Origin of the sequence: Nocardioides candidus, from assembly GCF_041321175.1 — a bacterium.
Taxonomy (GTDB): domain Bacteria; phylum Actinomycetota; class Actinomycetes; order Propionibacteriales; family Nocardioidaceae; genus Nocardioides.
The window spans coordinates 1,298,495-1,314,699 of sequence record NZ_JBGGWC010000001.1; the positions used below are offsets into that span (position 1 = coordinate 1,298,495).

Here is a 16,205-nt window from a genome sequence, read left to right on the forward strand (position 1 = left end):
GCCCGAGAATAGGGGCGATGTCCGATCCGTCCCTGACCGTGCTGGTGCTGCTGGGTCTCGCGGCGCTCGCCGCCGGCTTCGGCGACGCCGTGGTCGGGGGCGGCGGGCTGATCCAGCTGCCCGCCCTGCTCATCGGGCTCCCCGGCGCGACGCCGGTCCAGGTGCTCGCGACCAACAAGGTGGCGTCGATCTGCGGCACGTCGGCGGCCGCGACGACGTACTACCGCAGGGTCCGGCCCGACCCGCGCACGTTCGGCCCGCTGATGGCCTGCGCCCTGGTGGGCTCGTTCGCCGGCGCGCTGGTCGCCTCGCAGATCCCGCGCGAGGCCTTCGAGCCGATCGTGCTGGTGGTGCTCGTCGTGCTGGGGACCTACGTCGTCCTGCAGCCGGAGCTCGGCGAGGAGACGCTGCTCCGGTTCCGCGGCCGCCGGCACCTGGTGGCGGCGATGGCGGTCGGCGGGGTCATCGGCTTCTACGACGGCGCGCTCGGTCCGGGCACCGGCAGCTTCCTGGTGTTCGCGCTGGTCGGGCTGCTGGGCTACGACTTCCTCGAGGCGTCCGCGAAGGCGCGGCTGGCCAACTGGGCGACCAACCTCGGTGCGCTGCTGCTGTTCGTGCCGACCGGGGCGGTGCTGTGGAAGATCGGCCTCCTCATGGGCGTGTGCAACCTCGCCGGCGGCTACCTCGGCGCGCGGACCGCGGTGGAGCGGGGATCGCGCTTCGTGCGGGTGTTCTTCCTCCTCGTGGTGTCCGCCTTCATCGTGCGCATCGGCGGCGACGTCATCGGGGTCTGGTAGCCGCGCGGCGTCGTAGGGTGGTCCGGTGAGCATCCCCGTCGACCTCGGTGACATCACGGACGCGCTGCAGCGCTTCGGCAGCGGCTACCTGCTGACCACGAAGGACGGTCGGGTCAAGGTGGTCACGGTCGATCCGACGCCCGACGGCGGCGGGCTGCGGGTCACGGCCCCCGGCAAGGGCACGCTGGCCAACCTCGCCGGCAACCCGGCCGTCACGCTCGTCTTCCCGCCCCTCGATCGCCACGGACACTCGATGCTCGTCGACGGGACGGCGACGGTCGAAGGTGCCGACGTGCTCGTCGTGCCGCGCAGCGCGGTGCTGCACCGTCCGGCCGCCCACGCCGACGGCCCCCTGCCCGACGACGGTTGCGGGCACGACTGCGAGCCGGTCGCGTGACCCCTGCGTGGGTCACCGCGTTCCTCGACCTCGCCCCCGGGAACTTCGAGGACGGCGTGCGGTTCTGGGCGGCCCTCACCGGGTACGACGTCAGCCCGCCCCGCGGCGAGAGCGACCAGTTCGCCACGCTCGTGCCGCGCGACGGCGACGCCTACCTGCGGGTGCAGCGCATCGAGGAGGGCGACGACCGGGTCCACCTCGACCTCCACGTGCCCGACCCGGGAGCAGCCGCCGCCCGGGCCGTCGGCCACGGCGCCACCGTCGTCGCCGACAGGGGCGACTACGTCGTGCTCCGCTCACCCGGCGGGCTGGCCTTCTGCTTCGTGACCCACCGCGCCGAGGTCCGGCCGCGTCCGACCACCTGGTCGGGCGGCCACTCCTCGCTCCTCGACCAGGTGTGCATCGACATCCCTGCGTCGTCGTACGACCGGGAGTGCGACTTCTGGCGCGACCTCTCCGGCTGGGAGATGCGGTCCTCGCCGGTGTCGGAGTTCCGGTCCCTGGTGCGCCCGCAGGGGCAGCCGATCCGGCTCCTGCTGCAGCGGCTGGAGGACGAGACGGGCGAGGTGCGGGCGCACCTCGACTGGGCGACCACCGACCGGGCGGCCGAGACCGAGCGCCACCTGGCCCTCGGTGCGCGGGTGCTCGACCCGAGGCCCGGGTGGACCGTGCTCGCCGACCCCACCGGCCGCCGCTACTGCATCACCGACCGCGACCCCGAAACCGGCGTGCTCGGCTGAGCCGGCAGCGCTAGCCTCGCGGCCATGGATCCCGACGACCGCCGCCACCCGCCCCTCGCCGGTGACGAGGTCACCACCCTCCGCGCCTACCTCGACTACCACCGCGACACCCTGCGGTGGAAGGTCGACGGCCTCACGGGGGAGCAGTTGTCGCAACGTCTCGAGCCGAGCACGATGACGCTCGGCGGCATGATGAAGCACCTGGCCCTGGTCGAGTCGAACTGGTTCGACGTCGTCCTCGCCGGCGCCGACTACATGCCGCCCTTCGACGGGGTCGACTGGGAGGAGGACCAGGACTGGGACTGGGACAGCGCCGTCGACGACACCCCCGAGCAGATCCGCGCACTCTTCGACGAGGCGGTCGCGCGGGCCGACCGGATCATCGACGAGGCACTCGCGTCCCGCGGGCTCGACACACTCTCGGCGCGCCCGAGTCGTCGCAGCGGCGACCCCTACAGCCTGCGCTGGATCCTGGTGCACATGATCGAGGAGTACGCGCGGCACAACGGCCACGCCGACCTCATCCGTGAGTCGATCGACGGCAGCACGGGCGACTGATCACGCCCGGGCGAAGCCCGGCAGGTAGTCCTCCATGATCGCCCGGAACGGGGCCTCGGCCTCGAGCTGGCTCATCACCCCGACGCCGCCGAGCCACGTGCGGTGGATCAGCAGGTAGGACGGCGGCAGGTTGAGCTTGATCGTCACCGTGTAGGTCGGGTCCTTCGGGTTGTTGAGGCGTTGGAACTGCCCGCGCATCCACGCCCGGGAGAACCGGAAGCGCTCGGTGCGGCTGGGCTCCACGAAGGGGCCGAGGTAGTCCATCAGCAGCTGCGGGTCGAGGCGGATCTTGTCCTTGAGGAAGCCCTCCTCGCGCAGCCCGGCGATCATCGCGTCGCCGTCACCGTCGGCGCACAGCCGCACCAAACGGCCGAGCGGTGCCGGCAGGCCACCCTCGGGCAGCCGCGCCACGGCGCCGTAGTCGAGGACGCCGAGGCGCCCGGGGGAGCCGTCGGCGTTGGGGATGACCCGGTAGTTGCCCGGGTGCGGGTCGGCGTGCAGCAGGCCGGTGCGCGCCGGGCCGGAGAAGAGGAAGCGCACGTAGAGCTCGCCGTAGTGGTCGCGCTCCTCCGGCGTGCCGTCCGTGATGATCGTCGCGAGCGACGACGCCGACTCCAGCCACTCGGTGATGAGCACGCGCGGCCCGACGGCGACGACCTCGGGCACCACGATCTCGGGATCGTCGTGGAAGGCGGCGGCGAAGGCACGCTGGGCCTCGGCCTCGAGCGGGTAGTCGAGCTCCTCACGCGCCCGCGCCTGGATCTCCTCGATCAGCGGCTTGATGTCGACGCCGGGGATCAGCGGCGCGATCGTGCGCGCCGCCCGGGCAAGGGTCTTCAGGTCGGAGTCGAGCGCCGCGCCGGCGTCGGGGTACTGCACCTTGACCGCCACCTCGCGCGACTGGCCCGTCGCGGCGTCGTGCCAGCGGCCCTTGTGCACCTGACCGATCGACGCAGCGGCGGTCGGGCCGCCGTCGAGCCAGACCAGCCTGGTCCTCCAGTCGGCTCCCAGGTCGGCGGCGAGGATGTCGCGCACCGTCTGGGTAGGCATCGGCGGCGCCGAGTCCTGGAGCTTGGTGAGGTTCTCCCGGTAGGGCGCCGCCATCTCCTCGGGCAGCGCCGCCTCGAGGATCGACAGGGCCTGGCCGAACTTCATCGCGCCGCCCTTGAGCTCGCCCAGCGTGCGGAACAGCTGCTCCGCCGTGCGCTGCTGGATCTCGCTCATCACCGTCTCGGCGGGCTTGCCTCCGAGTCGCTTGCCGAAGCCGAGGGCGGTGCGGCCGGCGTACCCCAGAGGGAGCGCAGCGAGGCGTGCCGTGCGGGCGGCGGCGGTCCGTGGGAGATCGGCCATGGCCTCATTGTCCCCCGATCAGCCCAGGCAGAGGCAGAAGGGATGCCCGGCGGGATCGAGGAAGACCCGGAACGAGGTGCCCGGCTGGTGGTCGGACTTCCGCGCGCCCGCCTCGAGGACGGCCTGCTCGCCCGCGTCGAGGTCGTCCACGACCACGTCGAGGTGGAGCTGCTGGGGGACCTCCTGGGTCGGCCAGGTCGGTGCCCGGTAGTCGTCGACGGCCTGGAAGGACAGGCAGCTCGACCCGTCGGCCGGTTTGACGTCTATCCAGTCCTGGTCGGGCTCGTCGGCCTGCACCTCCCACCCGAGCAGCGTGGCGTAGAAGTCGGCGAGGACCGTGGGGTCCGGGCAGTCGTAGACGAAGGTCGGGAAGCGTGCGATGGCCATGCCCCGCACGTTAGGCGCGCCCTCCGACAGGACTGGTCGGGCTAGCCCTGCGGGGTGTGTCGCAAGGTCAGCGTGGTCAGCTCGTGCGGCGCGCCGTTGCCGACCACGTCTCGGTCGTAGACCTTGGTCGCCAGCTCCTCCGAGCCCGGGCTCCCGGGCGACCAGTTCTCGATGGAGTACGACGTCCCGTCCTCGTCGGCGGACTCGTCGAGGTGCGCGAAGAGGAACGCCAGGGCCGCGAACCAGTTGTGCACGGTGCCCTGCGGCACGATGCAGTTCGGGTCGTCCGCCGTGTAGTCGGTGATGTCCTGGGGGGCGTCGGGTGCGCCGACCGCACCGGGGTCGATCTGCAGGTCGAGCCGGAACGGCTTCCGGTACTCCGGGTCGTCGCTGTAGTAGTTCAGGTCGAGCTTCATGCCCCGCACGTGGAACGTCCCGTCCTCCGTGCCCGCAGCCGTGCCGGTGCCCGTGCAGTCGACCTCGTGCCCGTCGTGGAAGTACGACGACCGGGTGGTCGAGACGCCGGAGTACTGGAGGTACTCCTCCGGCCCGGAGCCGGTGCCGCTGGTCTCGGGGTCCTGGATGTCGATGCTCACCGGGACGTGCAGGGCGCGCAGGTGGTAGCCGTAGGCGGTGTTGGAGCTGTCGTCGTCGGACCAGGCCGACCCGTCCAGCTCGAACTCGTAGTCGACCTCGAAGTGCAGGCACTTGTTCATCGTGGCGAAGGTGAGGGCCTGGTCGCCGATGCCCAGCAGCTGACGCTGCCGCTCGACGGAGAGCATGAGGAGGGCCATGCCGGGGTCGTGCTCGGTGACGCACCGGTGGTAGGCGTCCGGGATCATCTTGTCGATGATCTGGGTGACCAGCTGCCAGCCGTCGGCGACGGTCGGCGACTGCTCGTCGCCCACGCCGAGAAGCTCCAGCTGGCGGGCCGCGCCGAGGAAGGCGCGGATCGCCGCGGGCCCGGTGCGGGTGGTGTCACCCGCGAGGGCGGTGCGCAGGCCCGGCACCGCGACGTCGCGGACGTACGCCGCCGCGCGGGCTCCCGCCTGCGCCAGGATCGCGTGCTCGTCACCCTGCTGGGTCTCCGCGGCGGTCCGGGCACGGGAGGTCGCGCCGACCTGACGGAGGTCGTCCTTGAAGGCCGCGAGCTGTTGCTCCCACTGCGCCTCGGGGTCGGCGGGCACCCTGGCCTGCTGTGCCGCGCGCTGCGCGGGCGTCGCATCGCCGACGCCCACGCCGCCGAGGTGCGTCAGCTCCATCTCCAGCGTGCCGTCGGGCTCGAGGCCGTAGGCGTGCAGGTCGGTGCCGTCGTCGCCGTAGACGAAGCCGGCCTGGCGGGAGAGCGGCACGGAGGTGGTCGGCACCAGGGTGAGCTGGGCGGGCCGGAGGAGGGCCAGGCCGTGCGGTGCGATGTCGACGCCGGCCAGGAGGTCGGACATGCCGAGGCCGTCGACCTGGGTGATCGGCCGCATCGTGATCGCCACCGTCGAGACGAGCGCCTTCGCCGGCACGACGAGGTGGTAGTTCTTCGAGCCGGCCCGCAGGGTGACGCGACCGCCGGCCGGTCCGATCGCCTTGGTCACCGCGGGCGTGCCGAGCTGCGGCGTCACGTCGCGGGGGTCGGGGGTGCCGGCGACGTACGCCTGGGGCTTCGGCCACACCCAGACCGTCGCCTTGGTGAGGGTGCAGTTGTCGGTCTCCGAGGACTCGGTGACCTGGTGCGTGGCGTCGGCGCACGCGATGACGTGGTGCGGCCCGAGCTCGGCGGGCATCTTGAAGGTGGCCTTGACGGTCACCGTCGCACCCGCGCCCATGCCCTTCGCCCCGACCGTCCCGAGGGCGACGTCGCCACGGTCGTGCCGGCCGTCGTTGGACAGGTACAGCCGCACCTTCGACGCTCCCGCCCGGCCCGCGGCGTTGTGGACGCTGACGCGGAACGTCGCCCGGTGGCCGACGGTGACCTGGGCGGGCGCGTGGATGCGCGACACCTTCAGGTTCGGCCTGGTCGCGGCTCCCGCCGCGTCGTCGGGCGTGGCCGCCAGGGCGGTGAGAGCAGTGAGTGCAGCGACGACGAACGACGCAGTACGGCGCATGGTGCCTCCAGGAACCGGTCAACCGATCGAGTGAAGCACCGGCCACGGGGCGGCGTCCGGGGAATCGGGAAATAGGTAAAGGCCGCGCGAGAAGCGCCTCGACCGAGTCGGACGAGGCGCTTCTGATGCCTCGGCGCTCGTTACTTCGGCACACCGCCGAAACGTCGTACCTCCTGCGGCCAGCCGCAGCCCTCGGCGACCTTGCCGGCCCACACCTTGGCCTCCTCGTCGTCGGCCACCGACACCACGCAGAAGCCGCCGAGCCACTCCTTGGTCTCGACATAGGGGCCGTCGGTGACGGTGATCCGGCCGCTGGTGGCGTCGGCGGCGTAGACGGGGGCGTCCTCCTCCAGCCCACCGCCGAACACCCAGACGCCGGCCTGCCTCATCTCGTCGACGACGGCCATCGACGGCTCGACGCGGCCCTGGAACCACTCCTCGGGGTGGTCGCCGACCCACTGCTGGTTGAAGTAGATGAGGTACTCGGGCATGGGTGCTCCTCGACTCCGGGGCAGGCCTGGTGCCCGCCCTCCATCATCGCTACGAACGGGCTCTGCGCGATACGACACCCGCTGACGAGGAAATTCAGCGCTGTCGTGTGGGCGGACCGGGCAGCGAGGTGGCCGAGGTGCTCCTTGTAGGTCAACCGGTCCTATACGGGGCGCAGAGATCGGCCTAGCGTGTGCGCGGGCGAGGGATCACTCACGGAGACGATCCTCATGGGAACCAAAGCGAAGACACGTCCAGGAGCAGGCACCCTCTGCGCGGTGCTCGTGACCACCATCGGGATGGGCGCAGCCCAGCTCGCGGCCACCGGCCCCGCGGGCGCGGATGACGCCGACCGCAACGGGTGGTTCGTGTGTCGGGCGCTGCCGCGCACCGACCCCACGATGCCCAGGTCCTACGTAGAGCGGCCGATCGACTGCGTCAACCAGCCGCAGTACTCGAAGGTCTCGCTGCCGGTCGGCGGCATCGGCACCATCTCCGCGTCGACGGCCCATGAGAGCACCGACCCGTCGAGCCCGAACGCCGCCCCTCTCGCGATCGGCGACGGCGGTCGCGCGGAGGTGTCGCTCGCAAAGGTGACCCTGCTCCCCAGCACCAGCACGCCGATCACGATCACCGCCGCCGAGTCCTCGGCGGACGCCCGCTGCCTCACCCTCGGTCCTCCGCCCAGCCTGGTCGGCGGCTCCCGGGTGGTCGGGGTCGAGATCGGAGGTCTCGACCTGCCGCAGGTGATCGACGGGCCCAGCAAGTACGACCTGCCGAACGGGCTCGGCACGGTGGAGTTCAATCGGACGACCGTCTCCTCGTGGACCGAGGGACGCACCTACACGGTCGTGCGCCAGGACGCGGTCGTCCTCACGCTCACCCATGTGGTGACGGTCGGCAACCCGCCGCTCGGCGCCAGCGTGGGCGGCACCTTCACGTTGGGCACCACCACCGCCGGCTACTACGGGAATCCCTGCGTCACCTGAGGGGCAGTACTTGCTAGAGACGGGTCCATTGGTGCGCCAGGCGGTGGCAGATGGCCTGCCGGTCGGCCTCATCCAGATCGTGGCTGAGCATGCCTTCGACAGTGAAGACGCCGATCTTCACCACGGAGTCGACGTCCGGGCCGGTCAGGCCGGCCTGCTCCAGCGCGGACCGGAAGAGCGACTCCGCCATGAGGTGGAACCCGGTGTGCCACTCGTCCACAGCCGGTGACCGCGCGGCGCGGGAGTGGACCGTGGCGACCAGGCGTCGCATCTGCTGGAGGGTGTCGACGACCCACAGCAACTGCTCCTCCAGGGGCTGCGCCGCAACCCGTTGATAGTCGGCCATCGCGTCGCCGAGGACCGCGTCCAAGACCGCGACCAGCACGTCGTCCTTGTCGCCGAAATACCAGTAGATCGTGTTCCCCGCCACGCCCGCTGCCTTAGCCAGCGCGCTCATCGGCGTCGCTTCGTAGCCGTCCTCGATGAACAGCCGGCGAGCCGCGGTGATCAGCTCCAGCCGCTTCTCCTCCCGGTCCTGGCCGGGGCGGTTGGCTGGCATGTGATCCAGCCTACGTTGCTCTTGAATAACAATCAACAACAGCCTACGGTGAGGTGCATTCCCTCTTGATCATCGCTCAAGAGATCGTCGAGCCAAGGAATCCGATGAGCACTTATACCCGCGAGGACATCACGTTCGACTCCCACGGCACTGGCTGTGCCGCCTGGCTGTATCGCCCCGCTGACGTCGCGGCGACCCCCCCGATCGTCGTGATGGCGCACGGGTTCGCCGCCATCCGAGCACTGCGCTTGGATGCCTACGCCGCGCGGTTCGCAGAGGCGGGGTACGCCGTGCTGGTCTTCGACTACCGCGGCTGGGGGGACAGTGCCGGTGAGCCGCGGCGGGTGCTGGACATCGGCGCCCAGCAGCTCGACTGGCGTGCCGCCACCGCCTACGCCCGCAACATCGAGGGGGTCGACACCAGCCGAGTCGTGCTGTGGGGCACGTCCTTCGGTGGCGGCCACGCGCTGCACCTCGCCTCGAAGGATCACGACATCGCCGCGGTCATCGCGCAGGTCCCGCACATCAGCGGCCCAGCCTCAGCGTTCTCGCAACCCACGCGCCTCGTCGCGCGGCTGATCGCCGCAGGGATCTGGGACCAGCTTCGTGCGCTTGCCGGCCGTCAGCCCTACCGGGTCCCCGCAGCCGGCTACCCCGGCGACCTCGCCATGATGACCTCGCCAGATGCGGCGCCGATGGCCATCCGTCTGGCCGGCGACCGCTACGAGGAGCTGCTCCCCGAGAACAACGTGGCAGCACGCATCGCGCTGCGCGTGCCGTTCTACTCTCCCGGCCGTCTCGCCCCCAGGATCACCGCGCCCACTCTGGTCCAGATCGCCGAGCGCGACACCGTCACCCCCTTCGAGGTTGCGCTCAAGGCCGCCAAGAAGCTCGCCAAAGGCGAGATCCAGACCTACGACTGCCAACACTTCGAGCCCTACCTCGACCCGTACTTCGACACCGTCGTCGCCGACCAGATCGCCTTTCTGTCCACCCACGTTCCGCCCACCCCCTCCCCGGCATGAGCACGCGCTCACACCGCCTGCCCTTGGTGGCCGCTTTCCGTCGGAAACAGGGATGGTCCACGGACGACGTCGAGGTCAGCCGTGTGCGGGGAACGGGATGCCGGTGTTCGCGTGGCAGCGGTAGCCGTAGGGGTTCTTGTGGAGGTACTGCTGGTGGTGCGGCTCGGCGTACCAGTAGTCACCCGCGGGGGCGATCTCGGTGGTGATCTCGCCGTAGCCGCGGCGCGCGATCTCGTCGCCGTACACCTTGGTCAGGTCGCGCGCGGTCTGCTCCTGCTCGGGGGTGGTGAAGTAGATCGCGGAGCGGTACTGGGTGCCCACGTCGTTGCCCTGGCGCATGCCCTGGGTCGGGTCGTGGACCTCGAAGAACTGCTTGACCAGGTCGGCGAAGGAGACCCGGTCGGGGTCGAAGACGATGCGGACGGCCTCAGTGTGCCCGGTGCGGCCGCTGCAGACCTCCTCGTACGTCGGGTGGGGGGTCACGCCGCCGGCGTAGCCCACCGACGTGGACCACACGCCCGGGATCTGCCAGTAGATCTCCTCGGCGCCCCAGAAGCACCCCAGTCCGAAGACCGCGACCTCGAGGCCGTCGGGCACGTCGTCGGTCACCAGCGGTGCGTCGAGCACCTCGTGCTTCTCGGGAAGCGGGAACGCGGGGGTGGAGCGGCCGGGGAGCGCCTCGGCGGGGTCGACCATCTCGGTCTTGCGGCGGGAGAACATGCCTCCATTCTCCCCGCGAACGCAAGGTCTACGCCTCAGCCGGTGGCTCCGTGCACGGCGCACCACGCGTCGCGCTTCTCCGGGTGGGGCGTGGTGAAGAACTGCCGGATCCCGATGGCCTGGAGCGCGGCGTAGGTCTCGATCTGCTTCTCGACGGCGCGGCGCGCGGCGGGCGTGCGGGCGAGCGAGAGCAGCTCGGCGTGCCGCCACACCATCTCCCGCCAGCCGCGCATGATCACGCCCGCGATCGTCTCCTCGACCGACCCGGCGTTGATGTCGTCGAAGGTCGGGTCGAAGCGGGCCGCCTCCTCCTTGAAGACCGGCACGTAGAGCTGGTCGAGCCGCTGGTTGTAGCGGTTGTGGTCGGCCTTGTGGCTGGTGCCGTCGGGGGCGGTGAGACCGACCTTCGCCAGGACGTAGGGGAAGTCGCGGTTGATGTGGGCGTTCATCGAGAGCAGGAAGTTGCCGAGCCCGCTCATCGCGTGGTCGTCCTCGGCCTGGAGCGCGATCTTCCACGCGGCCGGGATGTTTGCCCGACGGCCGGCCTCCCAGTCGCTGGTCGTCCTGAAGTAGAGGTCGGCGAAGACGGTGTCGACGCGGTTGAGCCACTTCGCGTCGTCGAAGTAGCCGGACCGCACGGCGTTGCTGACGTTCTCGGTGACGCGCAGGTAGGCCAGGGAGAAGATCGCGCTGTGCGAGCAGGTCGCCACCAGGCCGTCGAGGCGGGTGCGCATCCGCGCCATGACCTCGTCGATGCACAAGCTGCTGCCCGAGCGGCACAGGTCGCCGGCGTACTCGCTCCCCGGCACGGGCAGCGGCGGCAGCAGGCTGATGAGGCTGTCGAGCGGCGGGAGCACGATGCCGCGGACCGGGTCGGGGTCGCCCGGATAGGTGTCGGCGGCCGCAGGCCGCAGCGGGGCGGCGGCGAGGGAGAGGGCGAGCACGGTTCCGAGAGCGGCGCGGGCCAGAGTGATCACGTTTGTGTTCAACGTGCCGGGGTGCGTCCGCGCTACGGCACTCTTAGTAGGGTCGTCGGGTGAGCCAAGAGCATCGCCAAGAGCACCCCCTGAAGGGGGTGGGCTTCGAGACCCGCGCCATCCATGCGGGCTACGAGCCGGACCCGACCACAGGGGCGGTCATCCCGCCCATCTACGCGACCTCCACCTACAAGCAGGACGGGGTCGGCGGCCTGCGCGGCGGCTACGAGTACAGCCGCAGCGCCAACCCCACCCGCACCGCTCTCGAGGGGGCGCTCGCCGCGCTGGAGGAGGGGGAGCGCGGCTTCGCGTTCTCCTCCGGCCTCGCCGCCGAGGACACCCTGCTGCGGGCGCTGTGCCGGCCGGGTGACCACGCGGTCATCCCCGATGATGCGTACGGCGGCACCTTCCGCCTCTTCGACAAGGTCGCCGTCCCGTGGGGCCTGAAGCACAGCCCGGCGGCGGTCGACGACGTCGACGCCGTACGCGCGTCGATCCGGCCCGGCGAGACCAAGCTGGTGTGGATCGAGACCCCGACCAACCCGATGCTCTCCATCGGCGACATCGAGGCACTGGCCGCCGTCGCGCACGAGGGTGGCGCCCTGCTCGTCGTCGACAACACCTTCGCGTCGCCGTACCTCCAGCAGCCGCTGACGCTGGGCGCCGACGTCGTCGTGCACAGCACCACGAAGTACGTCGGCGGGCACTCCGACGTCGTCGGCGGGGCGCTCGTCGTGCGCGACCAGGAGATCGCCGAGAAGGTCACCTTCCACCAGAACGCGATGGGCGCGGTGCCCGGGCCGTTCGACGCGTTCCTGACCCACCGCGGCATCAAGACGCTCGCGGTCCGGATGGACCGCCACTGCGACAACGCCGAGCGCGTCGCGGACTTCCTGACCAGCCACCCCAAGGTCGACACGGTCATCTACCCCGGCCTGGAGACCCACCCGGGCCACGAGGTCGCGCAGCGCCAGATGCGGCGCTTCGGCGGCATGGTGTCCTTCCGCTGCACCGACGGCGAGGCGGCCGCCCTGCGGGTGTGCGAGCGCGCCGAGGTGTTCACCCTCGGGGAGTCCCTCGGCGGCGTCGAGTCGTTGATCGAGCACCCCGGTCGGATGACGCACGCGAGCGTCGCCGGCACCGACCTCGAGGTGCCGGCCGACCTGGTCCGGCTCAGCGTCGGCATCGAGAACGCCGACGACCTGATCGCCGACCTGGAGCAGGCTCTTGACTGACGCCGTCGTCTGCGTCGACGTCGGCTCCACCTTCACCAAGGCTCTTCTCGTCGACCTGACGTCGGCCGACGTGCTGGCGACCGCGCAGCGGCCGACCTTCGCCACGAGCGACGTGATGGACGCCGTCGAGGGGTGCCGCGCGGACCTGGCCGAGGCGGACCCGCGCGCGCTCGACGCCGAGGTGCTCGCCTGCTCGAGCGCCGGCGGTGGACTGCGGGTCGCCGTGGTCGGTCACGAGGCGCTCGTGACGGCCGAGGCGGGCCGCCGGGTCGCGCTGTCGAGCGGCGGGAAGGTGGTCGGCGTCGTCGCGACCGCGGGTCGTGTGCCTGAGGACGCCCTGGAGGAGGTGCTGGGGCACACGACTCCGGACGGGGTGGACCTGGTGCTGCTCACGGGTGGCACCGACGGCGGCAACCGCGAGGCGGTCGTGGCCGCGGCGCGGGCCCTCGCCGCCTCCGCCTTCGACGGGCCGGTGGTGGTGGCCGGCAACGTCGAGGCGCACGACGACATCGCGACGATCCTCGCGGGGCAGCCGCACGTGCTGGCCGACAACGCGGTGCCCCGGATCGGGGTGCTCGCGCCCGAGAGCGCGCGGGCGGCGGTGCGGGCGCAGTTCCTGCAGCACGTCATCGCCGGCAAGGGCCTGAGCGAGCGGGGCGCCGAGCTCGCGCGCCTGGTCCAGGGGCCCACGCCCGACATCGTCCTGGCCGGCGTCGAGCTGCTCGCCCACGGCATCGACGAGGAGCGCCCCGGCATCGGCGACGTCGTCGTGGTCGACGTCGGCGGCGCGACCACCGACGTCTACTCCGTGGTCACGCTCGACGCCGAGCGCTCCGACGACGGGCTGGCCCACGAGGTGGTCGCCCCCACCTCCGCCACCCGCACCGTCGAGGCCGACCTCGGCATGCGCGAGTCGGCGGGCCTGCCGCCGTCGTACGTCCCCAGCACGGAGGCGGAGTACGACGCCGACGAGGACATCGCGCGCACGGCCGCCGAGACCGCCGTACGCCGGCATGCGGGTCGTTCGCGCGTGGTCGTCTCTCCGGACGGGCGGGTCGTGGAGCGCACCGGCGTGGACCTGCGCGAGGTGGCGCTGGTGATCGGGAGCGGCGGCGTGCTGCGGCACGGCCGTCCCGGCGTGGCCGAGCGGGTGCTCGGGTCGCTGGTGACCACCGACGACCCCGAGGGCTGGCAGCTGCCGGAGCGCGCGCGGATCGTCGTGGACGGGCAGTACCTGCTGGCCGCGGTCGGGCTGCTCTCCCAGCGGCACCCCGACATCGCCTACCGGCTGGCGAGGTCGCTCGCTACGGTGTCGACGTGACGGAGGAGGAGGGCCCCGAGGAGCCGCTGGAGCCTGCCGAGCGGGCGGAGGAGCAGCGGCACCGCCGCTTCGCGCTCCGGCGGCGCGCCGAGGAGCGCGACGAGGCCGGCGATCACGACGACGAGAGCGTCGAGAGCGTGCTGCAGCGGTTCGCGCACCAGTGGGCGCTCGCACGCGAGGAGCGCCGCGGCGGGCCCGCGCCGATCCTGACCGGGCCGTCGCGCACCGGCCGCGCCGAGGTCCCCTGGGGCCTCGACCTCGCGGCCGCGTGGTCGTGGCGGCTGCTGCTGATCGGGGCGGCCGGCTACGTGCTGCTCCGGCTCGTGGGCTACTTCGCCGTGGTGACCATCCCGATCGCGATCGCCCTGCTCGTCAGCGCGCTCGCCTGGCCGCTCGTGCACCTGCTCACCCGCATCGGCATCCGCAAGAGCCTGTCCGCACTGCTGGTCGTCATCGGCGGCATCCTGGCGATCGCCGCCCTGCTGACCTTCGCGGGCCAGCAGGTCGCGAGCGGCGCGCAGGACCTCGCCGACTCCTCCGTGCAGGGGCTCGAGGAGATCCGGCGGTGGCTGCGGGAGGGACCGGTCAACGCCAGCGACTCCCAGATCAACGACTGGATCGGGAACGCCCAGGACATGATCACCGAGCGCTCGCAGGACGGCGAGATCCTCGGCCGGGTCACCGAGGTGGGCTCCGCGCTGGGACACGTCGTCGCCGGGTTCTTCATCACCCTGTTCGCGACGTACTTCTTCCTCGCCGACGGCGACCGCATCTGGGGCTGGATCGTCCGGATCGCTCCCCGCGCGGCGCGCGAGCGGGTCGACAGCTCGGGCCGCGTCGCGTGGCTCTCGCTGGTCCAGTTCGTCCGCGCCACGGTGATCGTCGCGGCGGTCGACGCCATCGGCGTGATGATCGGCGCCGCGATCCTCAACGTGCCGTTCGTGCTCGCGATCGGCGTGCTGGTCTTCCTCGGCGCGTTCGTGCCGCTCATCGGGGCGACGATCGCCGGCACCGTCGCCGTGCTGGTCGCGCTCGTCGACCAGGGCCCGCTGACCGCCCTGATCATGCTCGGGGTGCTGGTCGGCGTGCAGCAGCTGGAGGCGCACGGGCTGCAGCCCTTCCTGCTCGGCCGCTGGGTGCAGCTGCACCCGCTCGGCGTGATCCTCGCGATCGCCGGGGGAGTGCTCGTCGCCGGCGTCGTGGGCGCGCTCGTCGCCGTGCCGCTGGCCGCCGCCGGCAACGCCGTGGTCCTCCACCTCGCCGAGCTCGCCCAGATGCCCGTCGAGGAGGGCGCCGAGGAGCTCGAGGACGTCATCGACACAGGACACGACCATGACTGAGCCGACCGTCGTCACCCTGGCCGACATCGAGGCGGTGCGGCCGCTCGTCGACGCCGTCGCCGTCCGCACGCCGATGCTCGAGTCGCGGTGGCTGGCCGGTGTCACCGGCGTGCCGGTGCACCTCAAGTGCGAGAACCTCCAGCGCACCGGGTCGTTCAAGGTGCGCGGTGCCGCCGTGCGGATCGCCCGCCTGTCCGAGGAGGAGCGGGCGCGCGGCGTCGTCGCCGCGTCGGCCGGCAACCACGCGCAGGGCGTGGCGCTCGCGGCGCAGCAGCACGGGATCACCGCCACGGTCTTCATGCCCGAAGGTGCGCCGATCCCCAAGGAGCGCGCCACCCGGGGGTACGGCGCCGAGGTGCGCTTCGTCCCGGGTGTGCTCGAGGACGCGCTGGGCGCGGCCCGGGCGTTCGAGGCCGAGACCGGGGCGGTGCTGATCCACCCCTTCGACCACGTCGACGTCGTCGCCGGGCAGGGCACGCTGGGGCTCGAGATCATCGAGCAGCTGCCCGAGGCGGCCACGGTCATCGTGCCGACCGGCGGCGGCGGGCTGCTGTGCGGGGTCGCCATCGCGGTGAAGTCGGCCCGGCCCGACGTACGCGTCGTGGGGGTGCAGGCCGCGGGCGCGGCCGCCTTCCCGCCCTCACTGCTGGAGGGCCGTCCGCTCCGCCTGCCGCAGATGGCCACGATGGCCGACGGCATCGCCGTGGGCCAGCCGGGTGAGCTGACGTTCCGCCTCGTCCAGGAGTACGTCGACGACCTGCTCACGGTCTCCGAGGAGGCTCTCTCGCGCTCGCTCCTCGCGCTCGTCGAGCGCGAGAAGCTCGTCGTCGAGCCTGCCGGTGCCGCCGCCGCGGCCGCCCTGTGCGAGGAGCCGGACCGGTTCGAGGGGCCGGTCGTCGTCGTCCTGTCGGGGGGCAACATCGACCCGCTGCTGCTCGGCAAGGTGATCCGGCACGGCATGGCCGCGGGCCGGCGCTACCTCAACCTGCAGGTCACCCTGGCCGACGTGCCGGGCGGCCTCGCCCAGCTGCTCACCCAGATCGGCGAGGCCGGTGGCAACGTCATCGAGGTCGTGCACGAGCGGATCTCACCGAGCCTGCTGCTCGACGAGGTCGACGTGCAGCTCCAGCTGGAGACCCGCGGGGAGCCGCACGCCGAGGCGCTGATCGCGCGCCTCCGCGAGCACGGCTACACCGTCGTCGAGCGCTGACCCCCGAGCGTCGGG

At 71.9% G+C, this 16,205-nt stretch carries 17 protein-coding genes; 10 read left to right on the forward strand and 7 right to left on the reverse strand.

Annotated features, from left to right (window positions below; all coding sequences use genetic code 11):
- Positions 1-17: 17 nt before the first annotated feature.
- Genes ACAX67_RS06465 through ACAX67_RS06480 form a run of 4 tightly spaced genes read left to right on the forward strand, consistent with a single transcriptional unit; the run spans position 18 to position 2,492 of the window.
- On the forward strand, positions 18-797 hold the full coding sequence (locus ACAX67_RS06465) for a sulfite exporter TauE/SafE family protein (protein ID WP_370702987.1): 780 nt from the start codon (positions 18-20) through the stop codon (positions 795-797).
- Between the two features lie 25 nt (positions 798-822).
- The gene (locus ACAX67_RS06470) at positions 823-1,194 is read left to right on the forward strand and encodes a pyridoxamine 5'-phosphate oxidase family protein (RefSeq protein WP_370702988.1); all 372 of its coding nucleotides are present in this window, start codon (positions 823-825) and stop codon (positions 1,192-1,194) included.
- Positions 1,191-1,934: a VOC family protein gene (locus ACAX67_RS06475; RefSeq protein WP_370702989.1), complete on the forward strand. Its 744-nt coding sequence runs from the start codon at positions 1,191-1,193 to the stop codon at positions 1,932-1,934. Before ACAX67_RS06470 ends, ACAX67_RS06475 begins: the two co-directional genes overlap by 4 nt.
- 24 nt (positions 1,935-1,958) lie before the next feature.
- Positions 1,959-2,492 (forward strand): DinB family protein, encoded by a 534-nt coding sequence (locus tag ACAX67_RS06480; protein ID WP_370702990.1) that lies wholly within the window; start codon positions 1,959-1,961, stop codon positions 2,490-2,492.
- Here ACAX67_RS06480 and ACAX67_RS06485 read toward each other — a convergent pair whose 3' ends face one another.
- The 4 genes from ACAX67_RS06485 to ACAX67_RS06500 all read right to left on the reverse strand — a co-directional run bounded on the left by ACAX67_RS06485 (position 2,493) and on the right by ACAX67_RS06500 (position 6,816).
- On the reverse strand, positions 2,493-3,842 hold the full coding sequence (locus tag ACAX67_RS06485; protein WP_370702991.1) for an ABC1 kinase family protein: 1,350 nt from the start codon (positions 3,840-3,842) through the stop codon (positions 2,493-2,495).
- Between the two features lie 18 nt (positions 3,843-3,860).
- Positions 3,861-4,229, reverse strand: coding sequence for a VOC family protein (locus ACAX67_RS06490; protein ID WP_370702992.1), 369 nt, complete (start codon positions 4,227-4,229; stop codon positions 3,861-3,863).
- A 41-nt stretch (positions 4,230-4,270) separates the two neighbouring features.
- Entirely contained in the window at positions 4,271-6,325 is a 2,055-nt protein-coding gene (locus tag ACAX67_RS06495; protein ID WP_370702993.1) for a CARDB domain-containing protein, read from the reverse strand.
- Positions 6,326-6,465: 140 nt separating this feature from the next.
- Positions 6,466-6,816 carry a YciI family protein gene (locus ACAX67_RS06500; protein ID WP_370702994.1) on the reverse strand — a complete coding sequence of 117 codons (351 nt, stop codon included), beginning with the start codon at positions 6,814-6,816 and terminating at the stop codon, positions 6,466-6,468.
- Positions 6,817-7,092: 276 nt separating this feature from the next.
- Between ACAX67_RS06500 and ACAX67_RS06505 the strand changes: the two genes are divergently transcribed.
- Positions 7,093-7,803 (forward strand): hypothetical protein, encoded by a 711-nt coding sequence (locus ACAX67_RS06505; RefSeq protein WP_370702995.1) that lies wholly within the window; start codon positions 7,093-7,095, stop codon positions 7,801-7,803.
- Positions 7,804-7,816: 13 nt separating this feature from the next.
- Here the strand turns inward: ACAX67_RS06505 and ACAX67_RS06510 are convergent, their stop codons facing one another.
- Positions 7,817-8,362 carry a TetR/AcrR family transcriptional regulator gene (locus ACAX67_RS06510; RefSeq protein WP_370702996.1) on the reverse strand — a complete coding sequence of 182 codons (546 nt, stop codon included), beginning with the start codon at positions 8,360-8,362 and terminating at the stop codon, positions 7,817-7,819.
- A gap of 53 nt (positions 8,363-8,415) precedes the next feature.
- Here ACAX67_RS06510 and ACAX67_RS06515 point away from each other — a divergent pair, with 53 nt between their 5' ends.
- Positions 8,416-9,387 (forward strand): alpha/beta hydrolase, encoded by a 972-nt coding sequence (locus tag ACAX67_RS06515; protein ID WP_370702997.1) that lies wholly within the window; start codon positions 8,416-8,418, stop codon positions 9,385-9,387.
- A 75-nt stretch (positions 9,388-9,462) separates the two neighbouring features.
- Here ACAX67_RS06515 and msrA read toward each other — a convergent pair whose 3' ends face one another.
- Positions 9,463-10,107 carry a peptide-methionine (S)-S-oxide reductase MsrA gene (gene msrA / locus ACAX67_RS06520; RefSeq protein WP_370702998.1) on the reverse strand — a complete coding sequence of 215 codons (645 nt, stop codon included), beginning with the start codon at positions 10,105-10,107 and terminating at the stop codon, positions 9,463-9,465.
- Positions 10,108-10,142: 35 nt separating this feature from the next.
- Positions 10,143-11,084 (reverse strand): DUF5995 family protein, encoded by a 942-nt coding sequence (locus ACAX67_RS06525; protein ID WP_370702999.1) that lies wholly within the window; start codon positions 11,082-11,084, stop codon positions 10,143-10,145.
- A gap of 59 nt (positions 11,085-11,143) precedes the next feature.
- Between ACAX67_RS06525 and ACAX67_RS06530 the strand changes: the two genes are divergently transcribed.
- From ACAX67_RS06530 to ilvA, 4 genes are read left to right on the forward strand one after another with little or no spacing between them, the layout of a single operon-like run.
- Positions 11,144-12,319: a cystathionine gamma-synthase gene (locus ACAX67_RS06530; protein WP_370703000.1), complete on the forward strand. Its 1,176-nt coding sequence runs from the start codon at positions 11,144-11,146 to the stop codon at positions 12,317-12,319.
- On the forward strand, positions 12,312-13,640 hold the full coding sequence (locus ACAX67_RS06535) for a glutamate mutase L (protein ID WP_370703001.1): 1,329 nt from the start codon (positions 12,312-12,314) through the stop codon (positions 13,638-13,640). Before ACAX67_RS06530 ends, ACAX67_RS06535 begins: the two co-directional genes overlap by 8 nt.
- Positions 13,637-14,980 carry an AI-2E family transporter gene (locus tag ACAX67_RS06540; RefSeq protein WP_370703002.1) on the forward strand — a complete coding sequence of 448 codons (1,344 nt, stop codon included), beginning with the start codon at positions 13,637-13,639 and terminating at the stop codon, positions 14,978-14,980. The genes ACAX67_RS06535 and ACAX67_RS06540 overlap by 4 nt, the downstream gene beginning before the upstream one ends.
- Entirely contained in the window at positions 14,973-16,190 is a 1,218-nt protein-coding gene (gene ilvA / locus ACAX67_RS06545) for a threonine ammonia-lyase (protein WP_370703003.1), read from the forward strand. Before ACAX67_RS06540 ends, ilvA begins: the two co-directional genes overlap by 8 nt.
- Positions 16,191-16,205 lie beyond the last annotated feature (15 nt).

Excerpts from the sequence above, each read along its gene's own strand:
- ACAX67_RS06465 (WP_370702987.1), top strand. The coding sequence starts at position 18 with ATGTCCGATCCGTCCCTGACCGTGCTGGTGCTGCTGGGTCTCGCGGCG.
- ACAX67_RS06480 (WP_370702990.1), top strand. The coding sequence starts at position 1,959 with ATGGATCCCGACGACCGCCGCCACCCGCCCCTCGCCGGTGACGAGGTC.
- ACAX67_RS06485 (WP_370702991.1), bottom strand. The coding sequence starts at position 3,842 with ATGGCCGATCTCCCACGGACCGCCGCCGCCCGCACGGCACGCCTCGCT.
- ACAX67_RS06490 (WP_370702992.1), bottom strand. The coding sequence starts at position 4,229 with ATGGCCATCGCACGCTTCCCGACCTTCGTCTACGACTGCCCGGACCCC.
- ACAX67_RS06495 (WP_370702993.1), bottom strand. The coding sequence starts at position 6,325 with ATGCGCCGTACTGCGTCGTTCGTCGTCGCTGCACTCACTGCTCTCACC.
- ACAX67_RS06500 (WP_370702994.1), bottom strand. The coding sequence starts at position 6,816 with ATGCCCGAGTACCTCATCTACTTCAACCAGCAGTGGGTCGGCGACCAC.
- ACAX67_RS06510 (WP_370702996.1), bottom strand. The coding sequence starts at position 8,362 with ATGCCAGCCAACCGCCCCGGCCAGGACCGGGAGGAGAAGCGGCTGGAG.
- msrA (WP_370702998.1), bottom strand. The coding sequence starts at position 10,107 with ATGTTCTCCCGCCGCAAGACCGAGATGGTCGACCCCGCCGAGGCGCTC.
- ilvA (WP_370703003.1), top strand. The coding sequence starts at position 14,973 with ATGACTGAGCCGACCGTCGTCACCCTGGCCGACATCGAGGCGGTGCGG.